Below are 24063 nucleotides of genomic sequence, written 5' to 3'. Positions count from 1 at the left end.
TTCACAGTTATCCCACGCAGCCCGCGCCTTAGCGGATGATGGGAAGTCCCGCCGTCGGGAAGAGGCTGGGGAAGATCGACGGCGGTGGCACCGGTACCGTTTCGAGCGGAACAGTAACGGTGTCGGCGCCCACGGTGACCACGTGTTCCCGCACCTCAATGCGCAGGGGTTCGTCACTGTAGCCGGGTCCGGAGACGAGCGTGAGCCCGATTGAACCCTGTGCCAGGTCCACGGCCAGCAGCCGTCCCTGGACCTTGAGCCGGAACGACAGCCCTTCCCATTCCACGGGAAGGCGCGGATCGAAGCGCAGCACCTCGCCCTGGTCCCGCATGCCGGCGAAACCACAGACCAAGGAGCTCCAGATCCCTCCGGTGGAGGCGATGTGGACGCCGTCGATCGTGTTGCCGTGCGAGTTGTCCAGGTCGATGAACAGTGCCTCGGTGAAGTGCTGGAGCGCGACGTCGCCGTAGCCCACCTCGGCGGCCATGATGCCCTGGACACAGGCGGACAAGGTGGAGTCGCCTGTAGTGATGGGATCGTAGAAGTCGAAAGCGCGCTGCTTTTCCTCGGCCGAGAAGTCCTGCCACTGAAGGAACATCGCCAGTACGGTGTCGGCCTGCTTGAGGACCTGGTGCCGGTAGATCACCAGCGGGTGGAAGTTCAGCAACAACGGGTACTTGGACTTGGGGGTGTTCCAGTCCCACGGCTCCAGTGTCATGAAGTCGTTGTCCTGGCTGTGGAGCTGCAGGTGCGGATCGTAGGGCAGGGACATCCGTTCGGCTGCCTGGCGCCACACCAAACGCTCCGTGTCGGCAATGCCTTCGTGTTCCAACGCAGCGGCGGCACGAAGGTTAAAGCGGGCCATCACGTTGGTGTACAGGTTGTCATTGACCACGGCCGTGTACTCATCCGGGCCCGTGACGCCGTGGATGTGGAACATGCCGTCCTTGCCGAAGAAGCCCAGCGATGCCCACATGCGGGCTGTCTCGATCAGCAGGTCCGCACCCAGTTCGTCGCGGAAGGTGGCATCGGCGCTGGCCCATTCGTAGCGGTTGGCTGCAAAGGCGATGGCCGCGGCAATGTGGAACTGGGCAGTTCCGGCCGCGTAGTAGGCGCTGGCTTCAAGGCCGTTGATGGTCCGCCAGGGGAACAGAGCACCGTCCACGCTGAGTTCCTTGGCCCGTACCCGCGCATCGGGCAGCATGGCGTGCCGTGATTCCAGGACTTTCCGGGCACCACAGGGGTTGGTGTACGTCAGGTACGGCAGGAGGTAGATCTCCTGGTCCCAGAAGTAGTGGCCCTCGTAGCCGGAGCCGCTCACGCCCTTCGCCGGGATGCCAGCCACCCCTGCACGCGCGGTGGCCTGTGCCAGCTGGAAGAGTCCCCAGCGGACCGCCTGCTGCATTTCGGGCTGGCCACCGACCAGGATGTCGGCCGTGGTCCAGTACTCGTCGTAATGCGCCTTGCTCTGGGCCAGGATGTCCGCGAACGGCACCAGGTTCGCTTCGGCGTCGGCTGCCAGGCTTTCGCCCCGGTCTTCGGCGTTAGAGGACCCGGCCACCACGTAACTGACCGTTTTCTCCAAACGGAACGTCTCGCCGTCGTGGATTGCCAGAACGTAGCGGACGGATGAGTCGTCCTCGCCCACCAGGGTCTCGAACGGCTGGCCTTCGGCCGAGATCCAATGGTCCACGGCCATGGCGACGCGCTGGCGCGATTCGGAGGTCTCCCAGGCGAGGCGCAGGGAGCCGTCGGCACCTTGAAGGTGCAGGGGCAGCAGCACACGCCCGGCGTGCCGGCCCGAACGGCGGGGGTCGTGGGCCGAGTGGTCCTCCACAGGCTGGTCCTGACGGTTCACGATGCCGGAGGTGATGTCCGCGGACACCACCCGGTCAGCCGTCAGAGACAATTCCAGGCCCAGGCATCCGCGCGAATCGAACCCGACTGCGCGTCGCTCCACCGTGGTGACGGTAGCGCCCGAGCGGCAGGCCCAGGTGATGGATTCTTCGTAGATGCCTGTGGAAAAGTCGACGCTGCGGTGGTAGTCAACCACGGCAGACTCCGCCAGGCTCAGGGCTTCGCCATCAATGGAAACCGTGAAGTTGTTGGCATCGGGAACATACACAATCCGCTGGCCGGTCCGGGCAAAACCGTAGGCATTCTCGGCATGCTTGATATCCCAGATCTCGTGGAAACCGTTGATGAACGTACCGGGAAGTTCGGAATCGCCCGCTGTTGAATGCGAGCCGCGGATGCCAAGGTGGCCGTTGCCAAGCGCGAACAGCGTTTCCAGCGTCCCCTCGTCACCGGGGACGTGGATATTCTCCACGAGCTTCCAGGGCTCGCAGGGGAAGCGCAGCCGATCGGTGCTGATGAGTGCCATGGGCGGTTGAAGTCCTTCGAAAAAGTAGGGTCAGAGAAGATCGTTGAGGTCGTCGACCACCAGCGTGGCGCCGGCGTCGAGCAGTGTCTGGCGGCCCGCCCCGCGGTCCACACCGATCACGGCGTAAAAATTGGCGCCTGCGCCGGCTTGGACGCCGGACACCGCGTCCTCCACCACAATGCATTCCTCCACAGGCACGCCCAGCAGGCCCGCGCCATAGACGTACGTGGCCGGGTCCGGCTTACCGGGAAGTCCGACGGCGGCAGCCACCTGGCCGTCCACCACCACCTCGAAGTGGTGGTCCAGGCCGGCGGCCTTCAAGACAGCCGGCGCGTTCCGGGAGGACGAAACTACCGCCACCTTCAATCCAAGCTCCAGCGCGGCGTTGATGAACTTGACCGACCCCTCGTAGGGTTCAACACCGCGGGAGTTGACGATCTCGTTGAAGATGGCGTTCTTGCGGTTGCCCAGGCCCTGCACGGTCTGGTTCGCGGGGTCGTCGTGGACCGGGCCTTCGGGCAAGGTGATGCCACGGGATGCCAGGAAATCACGCACGCCGTCGAACCGCGGCTTGCCGTCAATGTGGTCGAAGTAGTCACTCTCCCGATACCCCTGCGGGTGACCGGCTTTGGCCAGATAGTCATCGAAAAGCTCCTGCCACGCATGCTCGTGCACCACGGCAGTGGGCGTCAGCACGCCGTCGAGGTCGAACAACAGTGCTGAAGCGCCTGTCCAGGCATTACGAAGATCAGTCATGTGCAGTAATCCGTTCAGCGCTTGTGGCGCGTGGTTTTGCGTTCGATGAGCTTGGTATCGAGCAGATGGTTGGAGGGCTGGTGGGGGGTTTCGGTATTCAGGAGTCGTTCGCACAGCAGGTTCGCTGCGAAGGCGCCTTGGTCTGCCACGGGCTGCGCCACGGTGCTCAACCCAAGGAACCCACTCATGGGGTGGTTGTCCATTCCGATCACTGACACGTTCTTGGGCACGGATAAACCGTATTCGCGGAGCGCCTTCAACGCACCGAACGCGGCTTCGTCGCAATGTGCGAACACCGCCGTGGGGCTCGCGCCGCGGGCGATGAGTTCCGTCATTGCCCGCCGGCCGTCATCGATGCTTGGCCCCGCACACACCACAAGGTCCGGGTGGACGGTGAGGTGGTGTTCATCCAGTGCACGCTTGAAGCCACGGAACCGTGGAGTCTCCGTCGCAACCGGGTGTTCATTGCTCGAGAGAACGGCCAAGTCCCAATGGCCCAGCCCCAGCAGGTGTTGGGTTGCCTGCCAGGCTGCGTGTTCGTCATCGATAGCTACATTGTCCCACGGAACATTTTCCATGCCCACGCTGGCTATCGCCAGTCCGCACGCCTCCAACGCGGCCACCTCGCCGGGCACCAGGTCCATGGTGAGCAGGAGGAGCCCGTCCACTCTCTGCGCGAGGTTTCCCAGGTCTGCGAAGAACTGCCGCCGCACGCTGTCCTGGTTGCGCAGGCTGATCAGTACGGTGTCATAGCCGCTGTCGCCGAGGACTTCCTCAGCTGCCTCCACGGCCTGGGCGAAGAACCAGGACGTGGCAGTGGGTGCCACGATGGCCACTGAACCCGCCCTGCCGGCCGCCGGCCTGGACGCTGCAGCCAGAGCCTTGTAGCCCAGCTTGGCGGCAGCACCGGCTGCCTGTTCTTGTTCCCGTTCGGAAACGTTCGGGAGGTTCCTGAGGGCCCGGGATACCGTGCAAATGGACAACCCGGAGAGGACGGCCACGTCCTGGATTGTCGCCCTGTGAGTGCTAACCATGCAACACGGCCTCAGCCCTTTCCACGCTCGCCTAACGCCTTCGCATGCAACCCGTACCGGGTCACCAGCCAAAAGTGTAAGCGCTTACAATTTTGTCATTCAATAGAGTGCGGCCGAATGCGAAATTGTGACGCGAATCTCACCAAGAGGTTGATTCATGAGTCCGGATGCCGTCTAATCCGGGGATCAAACCCAGAACATCAACCCGTAACTTCAACCCGGAACATCACCCCAGAACTTCATCCCAAGACGTAGAACTTCAGGAACGCACTGACGTCCACCAGCTCCGGCGGTTCGATCCTGTGGCCCATCCCCGGATAAGTCCGTGCCGTCAACGCGACGTTGGCTTCCAGCCATTCCGCAGTGTGGGCGATCGCGTCCTCGTTGATCACGGGGTCGCCCTTATCCCGTCCCCAGAAGAACGGGGGCGGGCTGTCAAAGGACTCGCTCAGGGCAAGGAGGTCGTTCTCCAGCACAAAGCCGGACAGGCCCACCGTGGCCTTGAAGGCCTGGGGCCGCAACCGCAGGAGCGTACTGGCCATGGCCATGCCCTGCGAATACCCCAGCAGGCTCACGCTGCTGTGATTGTCCTTGACCGAGTTGATCCAGTTGAACACCGCGTTGGTGGACGCAATCACATCAGCAAAGTCGTTGGTAAGGAAGTAGTCCAACAGGAACCAGCCGTAGTCGTCGCCGATCACTTTCGGACCGCGAAGTGCAGCGCACGTGAACTCGCCGGGAAGATGCGGAAAGAGGTCCACCATGCGTTGCTCGCTGGTTCCATAACCGTGCATCATCACCAGCAGCGGAGTGCCCGCGCGCTGGCTTTCGGGCTTTGACCACACCACTGAATCCATGGGCATGAGCCTAGTAGACTGGCGCCATGACTCCGCAGGAACTGGCCAACCTGGCTCATCTGCGGCGCGCCCGCGACTTCATTGACCGCGAGTATGCGCGTCCTCTGGATGTGCCCACCATGGCCGCCGGAGCACTCATGTCCCCCGCGCATTTCTCCCGCCAGTTCAAGGCCGCCTACGGCGAATCCCCCTACAACTACCTCATGACCCGGCGGATCGAACGGGCCATGGCCCTGCTCCGGGCAGGCACCAGCGTCACGGACGCCTGCATGGAAGTCGGCTGTACGTCGCTGGGCTCCTTCAGCACGCGATTCACGGAAATCGTTGGCATCAACCCCAGCGAATACCGCTCGCGCGAACACCACGCCGTCAAGGCCATGCCTTCCTGTATCGCCAAGCAGCACACGCGGCCCGAACGAAATGGGGGCAAAACTTCGGCTCCGGTTTCGGCTCCTGATGGACTGAGCAGGATTGAAGAAGCGCCCGCGCCACAGCTGCAATAGCGTGTGATTCATGAACATTTCATTGAAGTATGCACATGTCACCGTCAACGATGTGGATGAGTCGCTCGCCTTCTACCGCGACGCCCTGGGTTTCGACGTAAGGAACGACGTCGGCTCGGACGGCCAGCGCTGGGTCACCATCGGCAGCGACGCCCAGCCGGATCTTGAACTGGTGCTTTCCCCGCCGCACGCCGGCCGTTCACAGGCCGACGGCGATGCCATCCAGGAACTCCTGACCAAGGGTGTTATGCCCATGCTGGTGTTCACCACGGATGACCTGGACGCTACGTTCGAGAAGCTCCGCGCGTCAGGAGCCGAAGTTCTCCAGGAACCCATCGATCAGCCCTGGGGACCGCGCGACTGCGCCTTCCGCGACCCATCCGGCAATATGATCCGTATCAACCAGGGCTGACGGGCTTAACGCCAGGGTTCTGCTCCGGCTGTACGCGGCCGGTTGCCGGGCTCAACCCTCGTCTTCCACGGCGGCATTACGACGGCGGCCGGTTGCCGCCGCATCCGAGGCGACCCGCCGCCGTCGTACTGTCTGCCGGTTGCCGCCGCACCCGAGGCGACCTGCCGCCGTCGTGCTGTCTGCCTGGTGTCCGTTCGCCTGCCGTGCTGTCTGCCCGCTGCCGCCGCACCCGCCGTACTTGTTCGCCCGCCGTACTTCTTCGCCTGCAGTACTTTCCCTAGTGACTCAGCACCCCGGCGTCGGACCGTTCGCCGTCCTGGTGGGTGGAGGCAATGGCGGCGGATACGACGTCGGACAACCGGCGACGCTGGCTGTACGCCTGGCGTTGCAGCCGTTCGCCGGTGCCCCGGCGGAGAATGTTCGCCACGCCTGCCCGGGCGAGGGCAAGATCACCGGTGGCTGTGAGCGCCGGGCGAACGTGTCGGAGCAGCGCGCCGGCAACATCGGCAGCGGGATAGGGGCGCTGTTCCAACGGGTGCAGCAACTGGTGGTTGGTGCCGAAGCGGCTGGCTTTCCAATTCGCCATCCGGATGACCGGCGTGAGCGTGCTTGATGCCGGTTTTCCCTGCCGCCACTCGGCCGCCGAGGTCTCCACCAAGGCCCGGGCAATCACGGCGATGGTGAGGGCGTCCTCGGCATAGAGGCACACGTCCGCTATGCGCAGTTCGACAGTGGGATGCCCTTTGGAGAGCCGGGCATCGAAGTAGATCATGCCCTCATCCAAAGGAACTCCAGTCCCCAGCAGCTCCGAGAGCATGACTTGATAGCCCTCAGCGGAACCGAAAACATCCATGGGACCCGCAGTGGGCCATCTGTTCCAAATCTGCGTGCGATAACTGGAAAAGCCTGTGTCGGCCCCCATCCAGAAGGGAGAATTGGCGCTCAAGGCCAGGAGCACGGGCAGCCAGTGCCGCATCCGGTCCAGGGCGGCTACTCCTTCGTCCGGGGATTCGATGGACACGTGGACATGGAAACCGCAGGTGAGCTGCTCACGGGAAATCAGCCCGAATTCAGTCCCCATGGCCGCGTACCGCTGGTTCCCCATGGTGGGTGTGGCGTGGAAAACGGGTGGTGTGGCCAAGGCCGCCACTCGCGCCCCCACGGCCCGCGCAGCTTTATCGGACAATGCGCGTCCGGCACGGATCTCGGCCCTGAGTTCGGCGGCAGTTCGGCAGGGCCGCGAGTTGACTTCCACCTGCTCCTGCTTGAACTCCGACTTCAGCGTCGCGTTTCCGGCACCGCTTCCATGGGCACCGCCTCCGTCTGCACCGGCGCTGTCCCCGTCCTGCGCCTCATCAAAGTGCGGGGCAGCAACGTCCAGGAGGTCTGCGGCCAGCGCCAACGGCATTCCGTCCGCGGGATCTGCGATCAACAGTTCCTCTTCGACACCAAACGTACGCATGGCCACCCCTCCCGCTGTTGGTTATTCAGAGACGGCGATCATCCAATGTGGCGTGGAACCTCCATTTGGAAACCGCAACGGCAATGCAGCACCTGCGTCTGCAAGTAGACCTCCAGAAGGCTGGGGCTTTCCGGATCATCGGTGGTCCGGGGCGCCTCAATCACCCGTTCAGTGGGGCGTCCCAAGGTCATGGGATCGCCGCAGTGGGTGCAGCTGAACCAAAGTCCTGCTGCGGAAGTGGAAAGAAATTCCCGTTGGATCTCAGGCACCAAGGCCACCAGCGGCACAGCGTGGGCATAGAACGTATCGCACTCGCTGCAGGTGTAGCTGACTTCTACTACCTCGGACCGATTCGGTTGGGCCTCAACCACCGTTTCAACAAAAATGTACGAATCAGTGCCGCATACTGTGCACCAGGGCCGCGCTCCGGTTTCACCGGTTGCGGGATCCGTCCCTCTGGCAGGTTTTGGGACGGGCAGGGATCCAAGCGTCATTGCCGTTCTCCTTTTACTTCTCCAAGGAGCCAGCATGCCTGCACGTCAGTGCCGGCCGAAAGCGGCCACGGCTAAAAGGTGCAGTTCTTGGACCATCCGTGATGGCACCAGGTGACATGAGGCTCCAAGGGCTATCTGCTTAACCCACCTAAAATGTAGATCACCAGTGGTGCGCGTCACAAGTCACGGTCTGGCCACAGGCCGGCCGGTCCTCCGGATCAGGGCTCGAAATGGGCCACGGGAGCCTGCTTGGCCACACTGGTGACCAGGGACTCTGCGACCTCACGCAGCTTCTGGTTCCGGGTGCTGGAGGCCTTCTTGAGGATCTCGAACGCTTCCTCCTGGGTACAGCGGTTCTGCCCCATGATGATGCCGCAGGCCAGGTCAATGACGGTCCGGGACTGCATGGCATCCTGGAGGTCGTCGGCGTGCTGCTGCTTTACCCCGATGCGCACGGCCAACCTCAGCGAGCGCTCCGCCTGGCTTGCGTACAGTTCACAGTTTTGGATGGTGGCGTCATCAAAGACACCGGCCTGGGGAGCAAAGAAGTTCAGCGCAGCAGTTGCGCCTTCATCCAGTTCCAGCGGCACGCAGAGTGCAGACAGGTGCCCGCGTTCCGCGATCACCGTGCAGTACTCCTTCCACCGTTCCTCGATGGAAGTGTCAGGAACGTGCACGGTGGAATGGCTTCTCATTGCCTCCAGGCACGGTCCGTCCCCGTAGGCCTGCTGGACTTCATCGATCAGCTTGGCTTCCTGGGTGCTTCCGGCCACCGTTGCGGTGCGTCGACGGCGGCTGACGGTGATCCCGCAATGGACTGGCACGCCAACAGCCCTGGACACGGCTGCCGCCGAGAAGACCGCGAGATCGCCAAGGAACCCGCCCACGTCTTCGCTGTCAATCACCAGGTCCTGCAGTTGCTCCGGCACCGAAATTTCGTCTGGCGCCGATGCAGCATCAGGCAGCGCTAATTCAACGTTCATTTCGTCCATGCCTTAGTTTACGGTCGTAGTGGTTCAGCTTGTCACCCCTTTTTGGATGCCTACAAAATCCTTGCATATGCGGTGCACCTATGTGCACAATCTAGCTAACAGTCCCCATCACAGGACCCAGGCTTTCCAGCTCATGCAGACGGGCGTCCCGCATTTTTTCGATGCAGAGGTACAGACCCATGCCGGCCCAGCCAGCGTCCAGAGTTCCAGACGAAGCCCACCAACCGCCTGATGAGCCGTTGTGGTGCCAGCGCTGCAACAACGACAAAGACCTGCTGGTGAACTCCATCCAATCGCATTACCCGCCTGCGCCCAACATGGTCGAAGTGACCTACGAGTGCAATGCCTGCAGGTACGCCTATCAGCAGGTGGCATCGGTCCAGCGCGTGGCGCTGATCCTGAACCGTCCGGGCGTGAACCAGGGCGTATTGCAGTTTGGCGGGCAGTATCTGCACTGCGGCGAGCCCATGAAAACCAAGAGTTGTGAGCTTCGCAGGATCCAGGCCCCCTTGGTCCTCAAGCCCGGCGGCCAACTGCGGATGTACGAAGTACTTATCAACACACGCATCCTCGGATGCCACTGCGGATTCCGCATGGAGATCCCGGAATGAGGATCAGCGGCCGCAACACCGTATCTGGAGCTAGCGGGAGGGATAGCATGCACACGGAATCACAGAGGAAAGAATCTTCATCCACGGCCTCACAGCTCAGGCCGGCCAACAGGCGCAAGCTTCCCGATCCGCCGGATCCGGACAACCTGCCCATCGACTACCGGAGTTCCGGCTGGGATTCCAGCCGCTACCCGTCCTCTGTCCCGGAGAGCCTGAGACCGCAGCATTCGTCGCGTCGAAGGAGCGCCTGACCATGAGCGAATTTCCTCCGGACCCGTCCTACCCTGGCCCCTCCCGCGGTCCGGGCACAGATCCAACCCGCGAGCCAGGACCTACCCCCGAGCCCGTTCCCTTGCCGGAGCCAGGGCCGCCGCCCGTTCCGGACCCCACGCCTGAACCCCCGACGCCGGGACCTGCGGTTCCGTCGCAGCCCGGCCAGGGCGAGCCACCGACTCCCTTGACCTAGGGGGGCACACCACAGACCGGATCCCGGCAAATCCCCCAGTCAGGATCCGAACAAGGGCATGCTGCGCTACAGGGAGCACGGCATGCCCTTTGTTGTGCCCGGAAGTTGCTGCGACCAAAGCGGTGAGCCCTTCAATCTTTGTTTATGTTGGTTTCTCTTGACTTACCAACATAAACAAAGATAGAGTCAAGCAATTCCACATCGTTGTGACAGCAGTCACGGAAGTGGGCGTCTTGAATGTCCGGCTTGACCGCAATGGAGGGTAAGTGTTCGCCGAAGAACGCCAGCAACTGATCTCCGCACTCGTCGCAGAGCGCGGACGGGTGAGCGTCACTGACCTTGCCGACCGTTTCAGCATCACCACTGAAACAGTCCGCCGGGATCTCGCAGCCCTTGAAGTTTCCGGGAACCTGCGCCGCGTCCACGGAGGCGCCGTACCCTCGGACCGCCTCAGCACCCGCGAGGAAAGCATTCTTGAACGCGCCGTACAGCGCCAGATCGAGAAACTCCGCATTGCCAACGCAGCCCTTGGGCTCATTCCGGAACTCACCACGGGCAGCATCCTGCTCGATGCCGGCTCCACCACCGAAACGCTGGCGGACCTGCTGGCCCAGCGGACACCACCGGCCAACGGAAACGATGAACTTGTGGTCATCACGCACGCCATTCCCATTGCCGGCAAGCTCTCCTCCACCCCGGGGATAGCACTCCAGATCCTTGGTGGGCGTGTCCGCGGACTGACGCAGGCCGCCGTCGGGCAGTCCACAGTGGAGGCCGCCTACAAACTTCGCCCGGACATCGCTTTTGTGGGAGCCAATGGCATCCACGCAACCTTCGGTCTCAGCACCCCCGATCCTGAGGAAGCCGCGGTCAAGGCCGCCTTCGTCACCTCAGCCCGTCGGGTGGTGGCCTTGGCCGACTCTTCCAAGCTGGACTCCGAAACACTGGTCCAGTTCGCAACGTTGAAGGATGTTGACACCTTGATTACAGACAGCCAACCCTCCCCCGAGCTCGCCGCGGCGTTGGCCGATGCCGGCGTCGACGTGGTGATCGCATGATTGTCACCTTGACCGCCAACCCCAGCCTTGACCGCACGGTTGAACTCCCCGGCGCCCTGGCCCGCGGTGAAGTGCAGCGTGCGGTGGCCGTCCACCAGGAATCCGGTGGGAAGGGCGTCAACGTTTCGCGGGCGCTCGTGGCCTCCGGCCTCGACACCGTGGCAGTTCTTCCGGGCGCAGACTCGGACCCCGTCCTTTCCGGACTGCACGACGGCGGCGTGCCGTTCGCCGCGCTTCCCATCGGCCAGGCGCTGCGCAGCAACGTCACGCTCACCGAACCGGACGGTGTCACCACCAAGATCAACGAACCCGGCCCGGAACTGAGCGGTGAACAGCAGGAAGCCCTGATCGGGTTGCTGCTGGAGCGCTCCCGTGGCGCCAGCTGGGTAGTACTGGCAGGATCGCTCCCACCAGGAGTGCCTGCGGATTTCTACGCCACAATCGCGCGTCGGCTCCGGTCGAACGCGGACGGAACGGCAACGCCCGGCATCGCCATCGACTCCTCCGGGGCACCCCTTGCGGCCGCCTTGGTGGGCGACGCCGCAGGGAAACCGGACCTCCTCAAGCCGAACGCGGAAGAGCTCGCAGAGCTCGCTGCCGCCGCCGGCTTCACCAACGTCTCCACTGCTGACGAATTGGAAGCGGATCCGGCCAAAGCCGCTGAAGCCGCAGCCGCCGTCGTCGCCAGCGGTGTAGGTGCCGTTCTCGCAACACTCGGGTCCAAGGGAGCAATCCTGGTGACGGCGGACGGGGCGTGGCTCGCCACGCATCCGCCCATCAAAGCCGTCAGCACGGTGGGCGCCGGGGACTCTTCACTTGCCGGCTACTTGCTGGCTGCAACCCAAGGCGGCTCTGCGCAGGACTGCCTTCGTCAAGCCGTGGCACATGGTGCCGCTGCTGCTTCGCTGCCAGGCTCCACTGTCCCGGCAGTCCACCAGACAACCCCAGACGCCGTAACCATCACGGCCCTCCAGAAGGACTCACAGTGACCCAGCTGATCACACCCCAATTGGTCACCCTCGACCAAAACCTGGGCGACTCCCCCGCCGACGTCATCCGCGTCCTGGCCGGCAAGGTTGCCGCCTCCGGCCGTGCTTCCGAGGTTGAAGGCCTCTTCGCCGACGCCTTCGCCCGCGAGCAGAAGACAGCCACCGGCGTCCCCGGCGGCATCGCGATCCCGCACTGCCGTTCCGCAGCGGTCCAGGAACCGGCCCTTGCCATGGCCCGCTTGTCCCACAAGGTGGATTTCGGCGCCAAGGACGGTCCCGCGGACCTCATTTTCTTCATCGCAGCCCCGGACGGCGCGGACCAGGAACACCTGAAGCTGCTCTCCAAGCTGGCCCGGTCCCTGATCAAAAAGGACTTCACCGCAGCGCTGCGTGCGGCGGCCACTGAGCAGGACATTGTTGACCTCGTGGACGGCGCGCTGGCCGATAAGCCGGCTGCCGCACCCGCACATGCTGCCGCACCTGCCGCGGTTTCCGGCTCTGGCGCCGGCACGACGGCGGCTTCCGCACCCAAGCGCATTGTGGCCGTGACAGCTTGCCCCACCGGCATTGCGCACACGTACATGGCTGCCGACTCACTGGTGGCTGCTGCCAAGGAAATGGGCGTCGACCTCCAGGTGGAGACCCAGGGGTCATCCGGTGCCAAGCCGCTGGACCCGGCCGTGATTGCAGCAGCTGACGCCGTAATTTTCGCCGTCGACGTTGATGTTCGTGGCAAGGAGCGCTTCGCCGGCAAGCCGGTCATCAATGCTCCCGTCAAGCGCGGCATCGACGAACCCACCAAGATGGTGGAGGAAGCACTCGCTGCCGCCAACGATCCCCGGGCACGCCGCGTTCCCCATGCCGGCGCTGAAGACCAGGCTGAGCGCGCCGAGGAGGAGAAGGGCGAGCACATCGGCCAGAAGCTGAAGCGCGCCCTCCTGACCGGCGTGAGCTACATGATTCCGTTCGTGGCCGGCGGTGGCCTGCTGATTGCGCTTGGCTTCCTGCTCGGCGGCTACGACATCACCGGAGTCGCAGACAAGGTGGTTCTCGAGAACAACTTCGGCAACCTGCCCGAGGGCGGACTCACCATCTACCTCGGCGCGGTCTTGTTCAAAATTGGTGCCCTCTCCATGGGCTTCCTTGTCCCGGCGCTGGCCGGCTACATCGCCTACGCCATCGCCGACCGGCCCGGCATCGCCCCCGGCTTCGTTGCAGGCGCCGTTTCAGGGTTCATGGGTGCAGGGTTCCTTGGTGGCATTGTGGGCGGCCTCCTGGCCGGCTACATCGCGCACCTGATCGGAACCTGGCAGGTGCCGCGCTGGCTCCGTGGCCTGATGCCCGTGGTTATCATCCCGCTGCTTGCTTCAATCGTTGCCTCCGGCTTGATGTTCCTGGTCCTCGGCGGCCCCATCGCCGGCCTCACAGTAGCCTTGAACACTTGGTTGACCGGCATGAGCGGCGCCTCCGCCGTTGTTCTCGGCATCATTCTTGGCCTCATGATGTGTTTCGACCTCGGCGGCCCGGTCAACAAGGTTGCCTACGCGTTCGCAGTCGCCGGCCTGAGTGCCGGCAGTTCAGACAACCAGGCTCCGTGGATGATCATGGGCACGGTCATGGCTGCCGGCATGGTTCCCCCGCTTGCCATGGCATTGGCTACCGCCCTGGACAAGAGAGTCTTCACCCTCAACGAGCGTGAGAACGGCAAGGCAGCCTGGCTGCTGGGAGCCTCCTTCATCTCCGAAGGTGCCATTCCTTTCGCAGCAGCAGACCCGCTGCGCGTCATCCCGGCCAGCATGCTGGGCGGCGCCCTCACCGGAGCCCTTTGCATGGCTACCGGTGTAACTTCCCAAGCACCGCACGGCGGCCTGTTTGTCTTCTTCGCCATCGGCAACCTGCTGATGTTCATTGTCTCGATCGTCGCAGGCATGGTGGTCAGCGCCCTGGCCGTCATCGCACTCAAGCGCTGGGCCGTCAAGAAGCCGGTAGAAGCAGCAGAACCCGCACCGGCCACAGCAAGCGTCTAGCGTCACCCCGTCCAGGCCTCCACGGTCTAGACTTCCCACAAAGCCACCACCGACAACCGCCACCCTTCACAAAAAGGAGCACCAATGCCAGAACGTACAGCCACCATCGCAAGCCGCGTCGGCCTGCACGCCCGCCCGGCAGCCATCTTCGCTGAGGCAGCCGGAGACCTGGATATCGACGTCACCATCGCACGCCAAGGTGAACCCGCCGATGACGCCATGGACGCTGCCAGCATCCTGTCACTCATGAGCCTGGGCGCCTCCCACGGAGACGTCGTGGTGCTGCGCGCCGAGGGTGAAGGTGCGGACGCCGCACTGGACAGCCTGGTCAAGATCCTGGAAACGGACCACGACGCCGAGTAGCGATTACTTAATCTTCAGCGCCAAAGAAAGAGCCTGGCGACTTCCTGATGTGGGAGTCGCCAGGCTCTTTCTTTGTGGTGTGGGCAAGTCGGGGTTGTCGCCGTCATCCGCAGTACGCCGTCGTCTGCTGTCACTGCGTGAGGGCTTACGGGTTGGCGAGTGAGTCGAGATGGCGCGCGAGCACGCCGGGCATGTGGCTTGAAGCCGGCAACTCCCCGCTCCACAGTCCTTGCATGGCGATTCCATCAAGGAGTGCCCGCAGCCGCTGCGCTTCGTAGCCGGGATCGCGCCCGCTATGGAACAGGCCCGCCTCGATCAGGATCTGCACAGCTGCGTGGCACGCTCGATCGACTGCTTCGCTCAGCCTGGTCGCCGCAGGACGGAGATGGCTGTCGGTGAGGGAAAGAACACCGAGTTGGACCTGCGCCACCAGTTCCAAGCGCCGCTCTTTGTCGAGGGGGAGCAGTTGCAACAGCAGCCCATCAACGAGTTCGCGGCCGGTCAGCCCGAGCGCCGAGATCCTGGCGGTGACCCGATCCTCGATGAGTTGCAGGCAGTACTCCCGAAGGGCGTGCTGCGTAGCAAATGACCGCCGCAACGAGGCAGCAGCAATGCCTGCTTCCGCTGCCACCCCGCGGACTGACAAGCCCACGAGCCCATGACGTTCGAGGACCCGTAAAGACGCCTCCGCTATCTCAGCGGTGCGTGCTTCGGCGTCGATTCTGCGCGGCATGGTGTTTCAGTGCGAAGAGGCAGCAGCGGGCAAGGACCGGGCGGCCTTCTTGGGCCAGATTGTGTAACTCACAGCCCAGAGGAAGTCGATGGCAAAGATGATCCCCAGGATGCGAAAGAACCCGGCGAGGGCTGCGGTTCGTTCTGCGTCATTGACCAGAAGGATGATCGCGCCCAGGGTTGCGCCGGCGATGACTACCGCCAACGCAGTTAGAAGCACATCCCGCCAGCATTTGACCGTGTAGCGGGAGCCTGTGACGCGTTCCGGAGCGGGGCCGCCCGCAAACCGGTGGTGGAAGTGCCCATCGGCCCATGCCACCATGCGCTTGCCGTACGCGATGGAGACGCCGATATAGATGGCTGCCAGCCCGTGCTGCCATGAGGCCGTTCCCCCGCCGAGCAGATCAACTGCCACCAAGGCGAGCAGGACGGCGTCGATCACCGGAGCAAGGATCAGCAGGGCTCCACCGAGTCGGGGCCTCCTGAGCAGGTACCGCGCTGCGAGCCCGGCGATAATCGCTACCCAAAACGCAACTTCGCACACCACGATTGCGACCAGAATCATTCACTGCTCCCCAAGGCTCGTTCATGCCGATCTTTATTAGTACGAGTGTACTCACAAAGCTCCTGGAACAAACCCAGGGCCCGGGACCGCCCTCAGGACCCGGGGCAGTTGGAGGGATCCGGGTGACCCTCCGGGCTACCCGCCCGGCGTTTCACCGTTAAGGAAGGCCGCAACCGAAGCTTCGGTGGGCTTGACTTCCTTCAGTTCCCCCTCGAGGTAGGCCTCGATGATGCGCGGGTCCACGTAGGAGGAGCGGGCCACGGACGGGGTGTTGCCCAATATCTCTGAGGCTTCCTTGATGGCCCGGACAATTGCTTGGCGGGGGGTTCCCTTATGGCCGGACTTGATCAGGCAAAGGGCCGCCGCGGCCGTACCCTTCCAGGTCCGGAAATCCTTGGATGAGTAGGCATCGCCGGTGATGCCTCGCAAGTATCCGTTAATCATGGAGGCATCCACGGAGACCCAGGTTCCCTCCGAAAGGTAGGCAAGCAGGCGCTCCTTGCCCGGGCGCTCGGCCAGTGGTTCCAGGAAGGCGGCCAAGGCGGGGTCGTGGATGGATTTGTCCCACAGTTGGCCACTCTTGCCTGGGAACTTCAGGAAGACGTCCTGCCCCTGAACCCGTGCATGGCGGCATCGAAGCGTAGTGAGCCCGTAGGAACCGTTCTGCTTCATGTACACCTCGGAGCCAACCCGGAGCGCGCCGAGGTCCATCAGCCGCACGGCGGCGGCGAGGGTCTGTTGCCGGGGATCGTCCATGTTTTGCAGGTGGACGGTGACGTTGCGCCGGATCGCCGGCAGCACCAGTCCCAGCTTGGCGGCGCGAATGAATTTCTCGGTGTCTTTCCGCTCCCGCCAGGTGGGGTGGTAGATGTATTGGCTGCGCCCGGCGTCGTCGACTCCGGTAGCCAGGATGTGTCCGTTCTCGAAAGGACTGATCCACACATCGGTCCATGCAGGCGGGATCGCCAGCGCATTAATGCGCTGGCGATCCTCCTTGCCGACCAGGCTCCCGTCCGGGTGCCGGTAGCTGAACCCTTTTCCTACCCTGCGGCGCACGATGCCGGGCTTGGACAAGTCGCTGCGCTTCAGCCTGGGCACGGCTCTTCCGCCCTACTCGTGATCCACCCGGTCCGTGGCGTTCTAGGCTTCGTCCGGATCCGTGACGGAAGCGCCGGCGTTCATGATTTCTGCGTTGATCATCCACACCAACTGCTCAAGGCGGGAGATGAACGCGTGCAGCAGGTCAGCGGTGGTGGGATCTTCCTCATCCACCTCGTCATGGACATCGCGCATGGTCTGCACAGCGCGCTCTACGCGGTCCGTGACCAGCTTGACGGCGTTCTTGGTGTTGACCAGGCCGGCAGGGAACTCCTCCAGGCGCGTGCCCTTGGCGATGGTGGCACTGCGGCCATCCGGCAGGGCATGGAGTGCGCGCATACGTTCGGCGGTGTCGTCGGCAAACTGGCGCGTGGCCAGGACCAGCTCATCCAGTTGAAGGTGAAGATCCCGGAAGTTCGGTCCCACAATGTTCCAGTGCGCCTGCTTCCCCTGGAGCTGCAGCTCGATGAGGTCGGTCAGGACGATCTGAAGGTTGTCTGCAAGCTGCTGTGACGCTTTCATGTGTTCCTCTCATGGACGTTCATGTGAGCCAAAAATGCGCCGCAAAATTTCTGCGGCAACTGCCCAATCATCAAGTGACGACTGGCATAAGCCTTTCATAAGGATGCTTAGTAGTACAATGAGGAGTGTTAGTGTTCACAACTGGCGAACTTGGCTCCCAGCGGAGCTTGGGGAGCCAAATGCGGTAAAGGCACTTTGAGGCGGCCGAACGCCTTGGAGTACCGGCATAACTCAATCGAAGTAAATCGGAATGCATAGTTGGGAATCCGCGATTCATCAAAGATTCCCCCAGAAAGGAATGTGCTGACCATGAATACACTTCTGATCATTGCTGGTGTAGTAGCAATTGTTCTCCTCCTTGTAGGCGGCTTCTCCCAGGCCCTTAACTGGTTGCTGTGGGTTGGCGTCGTCCTCCTTGTTGTCGCAGCCATCGGCTGGTTGCTGAGCTTCATGTCAGGTCGCAGGGGACATACGGTTTAGGCACCGCTGGACCCCACCCGGACTCAACGGGTACTCCATCTGCACTTAAAGGCCACATCTGCACTTACAGACCACGAGGGCTGTTCCCACCACTGCAAGTGTGGCGGGAACGGCCCTCGGGCATCATCAGCCTCAGCCCGGGGCATCCCCGGTGGCTGAGGGCGGTGGGGCAGCATCGGAGTCCTGGGGTGTGGGAATCTCGTCCACGGCAGTATCGGGGACTCCCTGGGCCGGCCGTTCCGGCGTCTCGCGTTCATCACCCTGGCCAGGCATTTCCTGTTCCGGGGTGGGTGTACCGTAGCCGCCGGGCTCGCTGTCCGGTTCCACGCGGTGTTCGTCCTGGCTCATTGCTTCCTCCTTGGAAATGGCGATGAGGCCCCGATGCAAAATCGAGGAATGCTGACAGTTCGACCGTAGTCCCGTGTATGGTCGTCGTCCACCAAAACCATCTTGGAGGTGCAGAGATGATAGAGCCGGAGCAGGCTCCCAGAACCGGCCGCAACGAATCCGTTGAGGAGCGTATGGACCGCAACTGGATGGAATTGATCCAGGAATTGCGGGTGCTCCAGACCGGGGTCCAGATTCTGGGCGGTTTCCTGTTGACGCTGCCCTTCCAGGGACGCTTCGAATATCTGGACGACTGGCAACGGAGCCTCTACCTCTTCAACGTGATGGTGGCGGCGCTGACCACCGTCCTCATAGTGCTCCCCGTCAGTGTCCACCGCCGGCTGTTCCGCAGGGGCCTCAAAGCCACGCTGGTTTCGACAGCCGACGTCGTCACCAAGTGGGCATTGGCCGGTGTGGCGTTGCTGATCGTTGGATCGGCCACCTTGGTGTTCGATTTCACCGCCGGCCGGACATCCGGACTAGTGGCCGGAGGATTCATCATCCTGGTGCTTCTGCTCCTGGTGGTGGGAACCCCGGTGTGGCTGCACCGCCGCGCCGTCCGAAACGGGGAAGGCAATAACGGAACTGCGCGAGAGGTGTGAAAAAGATGCTGCGACCTGCCCAACACGAACAGACATCCGGCAAGGCCCAAAAGCGCAATTGGGTCAAAGACCACGGCCTGCTGCTGGTCAATGCGGGCCTGTTCGTCTTTTTCCTCGGCGGAATGATCCTTTCAGGGGCCGCCAATTACAGCGAAGAACAGCAAGCGCATGGTGAACCGGCAACGAGCCTGACCGATTTCCTGACTTCGGGAAGCTTCTGGGAAGCCGTCTTCGAGAACTGGGAGTCGGAGTTCCTTCAAATGGCCATGTACGTGGTCCTGACGGTATTCCTGTTCCAGAGGGGATCGTCGGAGTCGAAGCCTGTGGATAAGGACGCGCCCCAGGATGAGGACCCCCGTGACGCCAAAATGACCGCAAAGACCCCTTGGCCGGTGCGCCGGGGCGGCTGGGTCCTGAAGGTCTACGAGCACTCGCTTTCCGGCCTCCTCGGCCTGCTTTTCCTGCTCTCGTTCACCTTGCACGCATTCGGCGGTACGGCCGCCTACAACGACGAACAGCGCAGCCACGGCCTTACCGAGGTCTCCACCTGGGAGTACATGGGTTCCAGCCAGTTCTGGTTTGAGTCCTTCCAGAACTGGCAAAGCGAATTCCTTGCCGTAGCCGTTCTGGTGGGGGCCTCCGTATACCTCCGGGAGCGGGGTTCGCCCGAGTCGAAGCCTGTTGCAGAGCCCCACTATGAGACGGGCGCCTAGCCACATCCGAGAAAGGAATGCATCATGCCAGGAAAGAAAAACTCCAGTTTGAAAGATCCCGAACTTTATGAAGAGCTCCGCGAGGATGGCGCCTCCAAGGAGAAAGCGGCCCGCGTCTCCAATGCCGCTGCTGCCAAGGGCCGCAAGGAAGTAGGAAGCAAGGGCGGTAAGTCCGGCGATTACGATGACTGGACGGTGGACAAACTGAAGTCCCGCGCCAAGGAATTAGGCCTCAAAGGCTATTCCGACAAGAAGAAATCCGAGCTTATCTCCATGCTGAGAAATCACTGACAGCAGTTAAGAAGCAGCGACCGCTCGCACCGCGGCCGCTGCTTTTTGGGATGTTGATGGGTTTATTTACGACGCCGGTTCACGCCTTTTTCTTGGCCCGCGCCTTTGGTTTGGTGGCGGTTTTGCCGGCGGCAGCGGCGTCGTCGTCCGCTTTTTCCTTGCCGCGTTTCTTGTCCAGGCTGCGCTTCAGTGCCTCCATGAGGTCGATGACGTCGCCACCCTCCCCTTCGCCTTCCACGGCACCGAAGGTGGCCTCGGTATCCAGGGCCTCGCCCTTTTCCAGCTTGGCCTCGATCAGCGTCTTCAACTGGACCTGGTAGTCATCGGTGTACTCATCGGGATCAAAGTCATGAGCCATGGATTCCACCAGGGCCGAGGACATCTCCAGTTCCTTGTCCGAGATCTTGATGTCGGTCTCCAACGACGGGAACTTGGCTTCACGGACCTCGTCTCCCCACAGCAATGCCTGCAGCAGGAGGACGTCGCCCCGCACGCGCAGTGCACCCAACCGCGTTTTCTGCCGAAGCGCGTACTGGACGATTGCGATCCTGTCCGTGTCCTCCAAGGTTTGCCGCAGCAACATATAAGCCTTGGGCGATTTGGAATCCGGTTCCAGGAAATAACTGCGCTCATACATGATGGGGTCCAGCTGCTCGGCGGGGATAAACTCCACCACCTCGATTTCCCGGCTGTTCTCCTCCGGCAACGACTTCAATTCGGTGGAGGTCAAAACCACCGTGCGGCCCTCTTCTTCGTAGGCCTTGTCAATATCCTCGTAGGCCACCACTTCGCCGCAAATTTCGCATTTCCGCTGGTACCGAATGCGCCCGCCGTCCTTATTGTGGACTTGGTGCAGGCTTATATCGTGGTCCTCCGTGGCACTGTAGAGCTTCACTGGTACGTTGACCAGACCGAACGCGATAGATCCCTTCCATATGGCCCTCATGCACCCAGTCAACAGCACAACACAGCAGAGGAGAAGAGGTGGCAGGCAAGCAACAGGAGCGCGTGAACGTGGAAGGCCACGAGCTCACGCTCACCAACCTGGGAAAAATCATCTACCCGGAAACCGGCACCACCAAGGCCGAAGTGCTGGAGTACTACGCCGCCGTGGCGCCCTTCCTCATCCCCGCCGCTGCCAACCGGCCCGTCACCCGCAAGCGCTGGGTCAACGGAGTAGGCACCGCCGAAAATCCCGGGCAGGTCTTCTTCCAAAAGAATCTCGAGGACTCCGCGCCCCGCTGGATTCCCCGGGCGGCCATCCAGCATTCGGACCACGTCAACGTTTACCCCATGGTGAACAACCTGGCCACGCTCACGTGGATGGCCCAGATCGCCTCGCTGGAAATCCATGTTCCGCAGTGGCAAGTCGACCCCTCCGGCAAGCCCCTCCGCCCCGACCGCTTTGTCCTCGACCTTGACCCCGGGCCGGGGGCAGGGCTGCACGAGTGCGTCGAGGTTGCCAAACTTGCCCGCTCCATCCTCCAGGACATGGGCATGGACCCCGTCCCGGTGACCAGCGGCAGCAAAGGCATACACCTTTACACGGGCCTGGACGGAACCTTGAAGTCCGAACAAGTTTCGGCCTTCGCTCACGAACTGGCCCGCGCCTTGGAATCGGACCACCCCGATTTGGTGGTGAGCGATATGAAGAAGTCCCTGCGCCACGGCAAGGTGCTGGTGGACTGGAGCCAGAACAGCGGTAACAAAACCACGATCGTCCCCTACTCGCTCAGGGGCAAGGCACACCCCACAGTGGCCGCCCCGCGCACCTGGCGGGAGCTCGCTTCCGCATCCTTGGACCACTTGGACTTCCAGGCGGTGATGAAGCGGGTCAGGACGGGCAAAGACCATTTCGCGCCCATCTCGGACCGGCACCTGCCGCCCCACGGTGAGGACGACAATGACGACGACGGCGCCGCGGCGGCTTTGAGCGGTTCGGGCACCAGCGGTTCGGGCACCAGCGGTTCCAACACAAACCGCGAGCGCGTGGTGACGGTGGAGAACCGTCTCGCCAAGTATGTCGGGATGCGCGATCCGCAGAAGACCCCGGAGCCGTTTCCGTCGTCGTCGGCTGCTGGTCCTGGCGGGCCCCGATCCGGAAACTCCTCCTCCGAACAGCCGAAGCCCGGCGACCCTCCACCGCCGGGCGGCATCTTCGTCATCCAGGAGCACCACGCCCGCCGGTACCACTTGGACCTGCGCCTGGAGCACGGCGGCGTGCTGGCATCATGGGCGCTTCCCCGCGGCGTCCCGGAAACACCGGACCGCAACAATCTGGCGGTGCACACCGAGGACCACCCCATGGAATACGCCAATTTTGCGGGCGTCATTCCCAAGGGCGAATACGGTGCAGGGACCATGACCATCTGGGACCGCGGTGAGTACACGTGTGAGAAGTGGCGCGACGGCAAGGAAGTCATCGCCACCCTCACGGGCGAACCCGGCGGGGGCTTGGGCGGAACCAAGCGGTTTGCGCTGATCAATACGGGCCAGAACTGGCTTATCCATTTGATGAAAGAGCAGCCCGGGGGTCGGCGGGCGTCCTCACATACTGCGCCGAAGTCCGGGCCACAGCCCTCTGTAACCGCGCCTGCCGCTCCCCAACCCATGCCGAATTACAGCCCCATGCTGGCCACTTCCGGGACCACCGCTGATCTCCGTGGCGACGACTGGCTGTTTGAACTGAAATGGGACGGGATCCGGGCGATCATCACCGGCACCGAAGGCAGGATCCGCCTCATGAGCCGCAACGGAAATGACCTCACCGCCACGTACCCGGAACTGACGGACCGTGCGTGCTGGCCAGACGGCGACTTCGTGGCCGACGGAGAGATCGTGGCCCTGGGCAAGGGGTCCCGCCCCGACTTTGGCCGGCTCCAGGCCCGGATGAACCTGGTCAAGTCGGCCGACATAAAGCGCGCACAGGCATCGGTCCCGGTGCAGCTCATGCTCTTTGACCTGCTTTACGACGCCGGCATGGACCTGAGCGGGCTGCCGTTCAGCGAGCGCCACCAGAAGCTCTCCGGCTTTGCGAAGCGCCTGCGCAAAGGTTGCCCCCTGCACTTGTCAGCGGTGTTGGACCACGATGTGGAGGACCTCATGGCCAGCGCTGCCGAGCTTGGCCTGGAAGGTGTCATGGCGAAGAAGGCCGACAGCCGCTACGTCATTGGCCGACGCAGCAGGTCCTGGCTCAAGCTCAAGCTGGAGCAGAGCCAGGAAGTGGTGGTGGGTGGTTGGCGTCCAGGCGCCGGGGCCCGGAGCGGGACGTTCGGTTCCTTGTTGCTGGGCATTCCCGACGGCAACAAGCTGCACTATGTGGGCAGGGTCGGTACCGGCTTCAAAGACTGGCAACTCCGCGAGGTCATGGAGCAATTGGAGCCCCTGGTGGTAGCGGATTCCCCGTTCGCGGATATTCCGAGGGAGGACGCTGCGGGAGCCCGGTGGGTCTCCGCTGAGCTGGTGGCCGAAGTGACATTCGGGGAATGGACGGGCCCCGGCCGGTTGCGCCATCCCGTGTGGCGGGGGTGGCGTCCGGACAAGTCCCCCAACGACGTAAGCCAGCCCAACTAAGTAACAGATAAAGCTCCATTGAGGGTTCAATGGGACGTTTGCTGTCACTCAGTTGGGCTGGCTACGCGGGGTGGTGCGGGTGTTGTCAGGACGAGTGCGGCAGCTGTGGGCGGCTGGTCCTGTGGATCGCCGTTACAGCTGCGCCCTGGCCCATGCGGCCGTGGGCTTGGTCGCGGTCCTTCGGGTGGCGGCGTTTGCCGTTGCCGTCCGGCCACTGTTTAGTCTGGTCTCCGCCCAGTGCGACGGCGATGGTTGTCGGCTCGGGCATCGGCGCCATTCCCATGGACTCCACCAAGTGGCTTGCAACCTCAGGATTGATGCGCTCAGACTCGTGATTCGCAGTCATGGTTCTTCCTTTCCAGTGTGCCTGTCTTTTCTTGTGTGCCTGTCTTTTCCTGTGTGCCTGTCCGCCGCGTTTACCAGCGGACCTTCTTCTCGGTCTTGGCCTGCTTGCCGCTGGCGGACGTGGGCTTGTGTCCCTTGCCGGTGCTTTGCCAGCCAGCCGGCGCACCGCCTCCGGACTTGCTGGCCAGCATGGCCTTCTGGGCGTCGGTCAGCTTGGATTTGATACCGCCGGAAGCCGGGGCATTGGCTGCGGGCTCCTGTGCCGGGGTCTCGGGGGTGTTGTTTTCGGAAGGGTTGGCAGTCATATGTGGACTCCTTGAAGTGTGAGTCCTGAAGAGACACGTATCC

27 protein-coding genes are annotated in these 24063 nt (G+C 62.9%); 12 read left to right on the top strand and 15 right to left on the bottom strand.

Annotation, left to right across the window (positions count from 1 at the left end):
- Positions 1 to 28: 28 nt before the first annotated feature.
- From BLQ01_RS15005 to BLQ01_RS14990, 4 genes are all read right to left on the bottom strand, one after another.
- Entirely contained in the window at positions 29 to 2383 is a 2355-nt protein-coding gene (locus BLQ01_RS15005; RefSeq protein ID WP_091552610.1) for a glycoside hydrolase family 65 protein, read from the bottom strand.
- Between the two features lie 30 nt (positions 2384 to 2413).
- Positions 2414 to 3139 carry an HAD family hydrolase gene (locus BLQ01_RS15000; protein ID WP_026547399.1) on the bottom strand — a complete coding sequence of 242 codons (726 nt, stop codon included), beginning with the start codon at positions 3137 to 3139 and terminating at the stop codon, positions 2414 to 2416.
- 14 nt (positions 3140 to 3153) lie between these two features.
- A complete protein-coding gene (locus BLQ01_RS14995) occupies positions 3154 to 4173 on the bottom strand; it encodes a LacI family DNA-binding transcriptional regulator (RefSeq protein WP_091552608.1) in 1020 nt (339 codons plus the stop codon).
- 239 nt (positions 4174 to 4412) lie between these two features.
- Positions 4413 to 5030 carry an alpha/beta hydrolase gene (locus BLQ01_RS14990; RefSeq protein ID WP_091552771.1) on the bottom strand — a complete coding sequence of 206 codons (618 nt, stop codon included), beginning with the start codon at positions 5028 to 5030 and terminating at the stop codon, positions 4413 to 4415.
- 26 nt (positions 5031 to 5056) lie between these two features.
- Here BLQ01_RS14990 and BLQ01_RS14985 point away from each other — a divergent pair, with 26 nt between their 5' ends.
- A complete protein-coding gene (locus BLQ01_RS14985; protein ID WP_091552607.1) occupies positions 5057 to 5533 on the top strand; it encodes a helix-turn-helix transcriptional regulator in 477 nt (158 codons plus the stop codon).
- Between the two features lie 10 nt (positions 5534 to 5543).
- Positions 5544 to 5945, top strand: a complete 402-nt coding sequence (locus tag BLQ01_RS14980) for a VOC family protein (RefSeq protein ID WP_011773069.1) — start codon at positions 5544 to 5546, stop codon at positions 5943 to 5945.
- A gap of 277 nt (positions 5946 to 6222) precedes the next feature.
- Here the strand turns inward: BLQ01_RS14980 and BLQ01_RS14975 are convergent, their stop codons facing one another.
- The 3 genes from BLQ01_RS14975 to BLQ01_RS14965 all read right to left on the bottom strand — a co-directional run bounded on the left by BLQ01_RS14975 (position 6223) and on the right by BLQ01_RS14965 (position 8893).
- Positions 6223 to 7407 (bottom strand): glutamate--cysteine ligase 2, encoded by a 1185-nt coding sequence (locus BLQ01_RS14975; RefSeq protein WP_091552605.1) that lies wholly within the window; start codon positions 7405 to 7407, stop codon positions 6223 to 6225.
- Between the two features lie 38 nt (positions 7408 to 7445).
- The gene (locus BLQ01_RS14970; protein WP_026541779.1) at positions 7446 to 7901 is read right to left on the bottom strand and encodes a hypothetical protein; all 456 of its coding nucleotides are present in this window, start codon (positions 7899 to 7901) and stop codon (positions 7446 to 7448) included.
- A gap of 218 nt (positions 7902 to 8119) precedes the next feature.
- A complete protein-coding gene (locus BLQ01_RS14965; RefSeq protein WP_026541778.1) occupies positions 8120 to 8893 on the bottom strand; it encodes a GAF and ANTAR domain-containing protein in 774 nt (257 codons plus the stop codon).
- A 179-nt stretch (positions 8894 to 9072) separates the two neighbouring features.
- On the opposite strand from BLQ01_RS14965, the gene BLQ01_RS14960 reads away from it, so the two are divergent.
- The 5 genes from BLQ01_RS14960 to BLQ01_RS14940 all read left to right on the top strand — a co-directional run bounded on the left by BLQ01_RS14960 (position 9073) and on the right by BLQ01_RS14940 (position 14407).
- Entirely contained in the window at positions 9073 to 9504 is a 432-nt protein-coding gene (locus BLQ01_RS14960; protein WP_026541777.1) for a hypothetical protein, read from the top strand.
- A 732-nt stretch (positions 9505 to 10236) separates the two neighbouring features.
- Complete coding sequence (locus BLQ01_RS14955; protein ID WP_091552603.1) at positions 10237 to 11028, top strand: DeoR/GlpR family DNA-binding transcription regulator; 792 nt, start codon at positions 10237 to 10239, stop codon at positions 11026 to 11028.
- Positions 11025 to 12017, top strand: a complete 993-nt coding sequence (locus tag BLQ01_RS14950) for a 1-phosphofructokinase family hexose kinase (protein WP_026541775.1) — start codon at positions 11025 to 11027, stop codon at positions 12015 to 12017. The genes BLQ01_RS14955 and BLQ01_RS14950 overlap by 4 nt, the downstream gene beginning before the upstream one ends.
- Positions 12014 to 14044, top strand: coding sequence for a PTS fructose transporter subunit IIABC (locus BLQ01_RS14945; RefSeq protein WP_026541774.1), 2031 nt, complete (start codon positions 12014 to 12016; stop codon positions 14042 to 14044). The genes BLQ01_RS14950 and BLQ01_RS14945 overlap by 4 nt, the downstream gene beginning before the upstream one ends.
- A gap of 84 nt (positions 14045 to 14128) precedes the next feature.
- Positions 14129 to 14407, top strand: a complete 279-nt coding sequence (locus BLQ01_RS14940) for an HPr family phosphocarrier protein (protein ID WP_024819123.1) — start codon at positions 14129 to 14131, stop codon at positions 14405 to 14407.
- 145 nt (positions 14408 to 14552) lie between these two features.
- Here the strand turns inward: BLQ01_RS14940 and BLQ01_RS14935 are convergent, their stop codons facing one another.
- From BLQ01_RS14935 to BLQ01_RS14920, 4 genes are all read right to left on the bottom strand, one after another.
- Entirely contained in the window at positions 14553 to 15140 is a 588-nt protein-coding gene (locus BLQ01_RS14935; protein WP_091552602.1) for a TetR/AcrR family transcriptional regulator, read from the bottom strand.
- Positions 15141 to 15146: 6 nt separating this feature from the next.
- Positions 15147 to 15704, bottom strand: a complete 558-nt coding sequence (locus BLQ01_RS14930; RefSeq protein WP_091552600.1) for a hypothetical protein — start codon at positions 15702 to 15704, stop codon at positions 15147 to 15149.
- Between the two features lie 135 nt (positions 15705 to 15839).
- Positions 15840 to 16802, bottom strand: a complete 963-nt coding sequence (locus BLQ01_RS14925) for a DNA topoisomerase IB (protein WP_091552598.1) — start codon at positions 16800 to 16802, stop codon at positions 15840 to 15842.
- A gap of 42 nt (positions 16803 to 16844) precedes the next feature.
- On the bottom strand, positions 16845 to 17324 hold the full coding sequence (locus tag BLQ01_RS14920; protein ID WP_026541770.1) for a Dps family protein: 480 nt from the start codon (positions 17322 to 17324) through the stop codon (positions 16845 to 16847).
- 309 nt (positions 17325 to 17633) lie between these two features.
- On the opposite strand from BLQ01_RS14920, the gene BLQ01_RS22415 reads away from it, so the two are divergent.
- Positions 17634 to 17804: a hypothetical protein gene (locus BLQ01_RS22415; RefSeq protein WP_167332885.1), complete on the top strand. Its 171-nt coding sequence runs from the start codon at positions 17634 to 17636 to the stop codon at positions 17802 to 17804.
- A gap of 132 nt (positions 17805 to 17936) precedes the next feature.
- On the opposite strand, the gene BLQ01_RS14915 is transcribed toward BLQ01_RS22415, so the two are convergent.
- Positions 17937 to 18152, bottom strand: coding sequence for a hypothetical protein (locus BLQ01_RS14915; RefSeq protein WP_026541769.1), 216 nt, complete (start codon positions 18150 to 18152; stop codon positions 17937 to 17939).
- A 116-nt stretch (positions 18153 to 18268) separates the two neighbouring features.
- On the opposite strand from BLQ01_RS14915, the gene BLQ01_RS14910 reads away from it, so the two are divergent.
- The 3 genes from BLQ01_RS14910 to BLQ01_RS14900 are packed head-to-tail and all read left to right on the top strand — an operon-like array spanning position 18269 to position 19797.
- A complete protein-coding gene (locus BLQ01_RS14910; protein ID WP_035761033.1) occupies positions 18269 to 18793 on the top strand; it encodes a DUF6328 family protein in 525 nt (174 codons plus the stop codon).
- Positions 18794 to 18798: 5 nt separating this feature from the next.
- Complete coding sequence (locus tag BLQ01_RS14905; protein ID WP_091552769.1) at positions 18799 to 19506, top strand: DUF6766 family protein; 708 nt, start codon at positions 18799 to 18801, stop codon at positions 19504 to 19506.
- A 24-nt stretch (positions 19507 to 19530) separates the two neighbouring features.
- Complete coding sequence (locus BLQ01_RS14900; RefSeq protein ID WP_026541766.1) at positions 19531 to 19797, top strand: DUF7218 family protein; 267 nt, start codon at positions 19531 to 19533, stop codon at positions 19795 to 19797.
- 79 nt (positions 19798 to 19876) lie between these two features.
- Here the strand turns inward: BLQ01_RS14900 and BLQ01_RS14895 are convergent, their stop codons facing one another.
- On the bottom strand, positions 19877 to 20743 hold the full coding sequence (locus BLQ01_RS14895; protein WP_026541765.1) for a non-homologous end joining protein Ku: 867 nt from the start codon (positions 20741 to 20743) through the stop codon (positions 19877 to 19879).
- 38 nt (positions 20744 to 20781) lie between these two features.
- On the opposite strand from BLQ01_RS14895, the gene BLQ01_RS14890 reads away from it, so the two are divergent.
- Positions 20782 to 23370, top strand: a complete 2589-nt coding sequence (locus BLQ01_RS14890) for an ATP-dependent DNA ligase (protein ID WP_091552596.1) — start codon at positions 20782 to 20784, stop codon at positions 23368 to 23370.
- An 85-nt stretch (positions 23371 to 23455) separates the two neighbouring features.
- Here the strand turns inward: BLQ01_RS14890 and BLQ01_RS14885 are convergent, their stop codons facing one another.
- Together BLQ01_RS14885 and BLQ01_RS14880 are read right to left on the bottom strand one after the other, a co-directional pair.
- Positions 23456 to 23716, bottom strand: coding sequence for a hypothetical protein (locus BLQ01_RS14885; RefSeq protein ID WP_026547384.1), 261 nt, complete (start codon positions 23714 to 23716; stop codon positions 23456 to 23458).
- Between the two features lie 70 nt (positions 23717 to 23786).
- A complete protein-coding gene (locus BLQ01_RS14880) occupies positions 23787 to 24020 on the bottom strand; it encodes a hypothetical protein (protein ID WP_091552595.1) in 234 nt (77 codons plus the stop codon).
- Positions 24021 to 24063: the final 43 nt, after the last annotated feature.

The sequence above is a fragment of the Arthrobacter sp. UNCCL28 genome (assembly GCF_900102805.1).
Taxonomy (GTDB): Bacteria; Actinomycetota; Actinomycetes; order Actinomycetales; family Micrococcaceae; genus Arthrobacter; species Arthrobacter nicotinovorans_A.
Note: the sequence above shows the minus strand (reverse complement) of the source record. Positions and strands in the feature narration are given on the sequence as shown.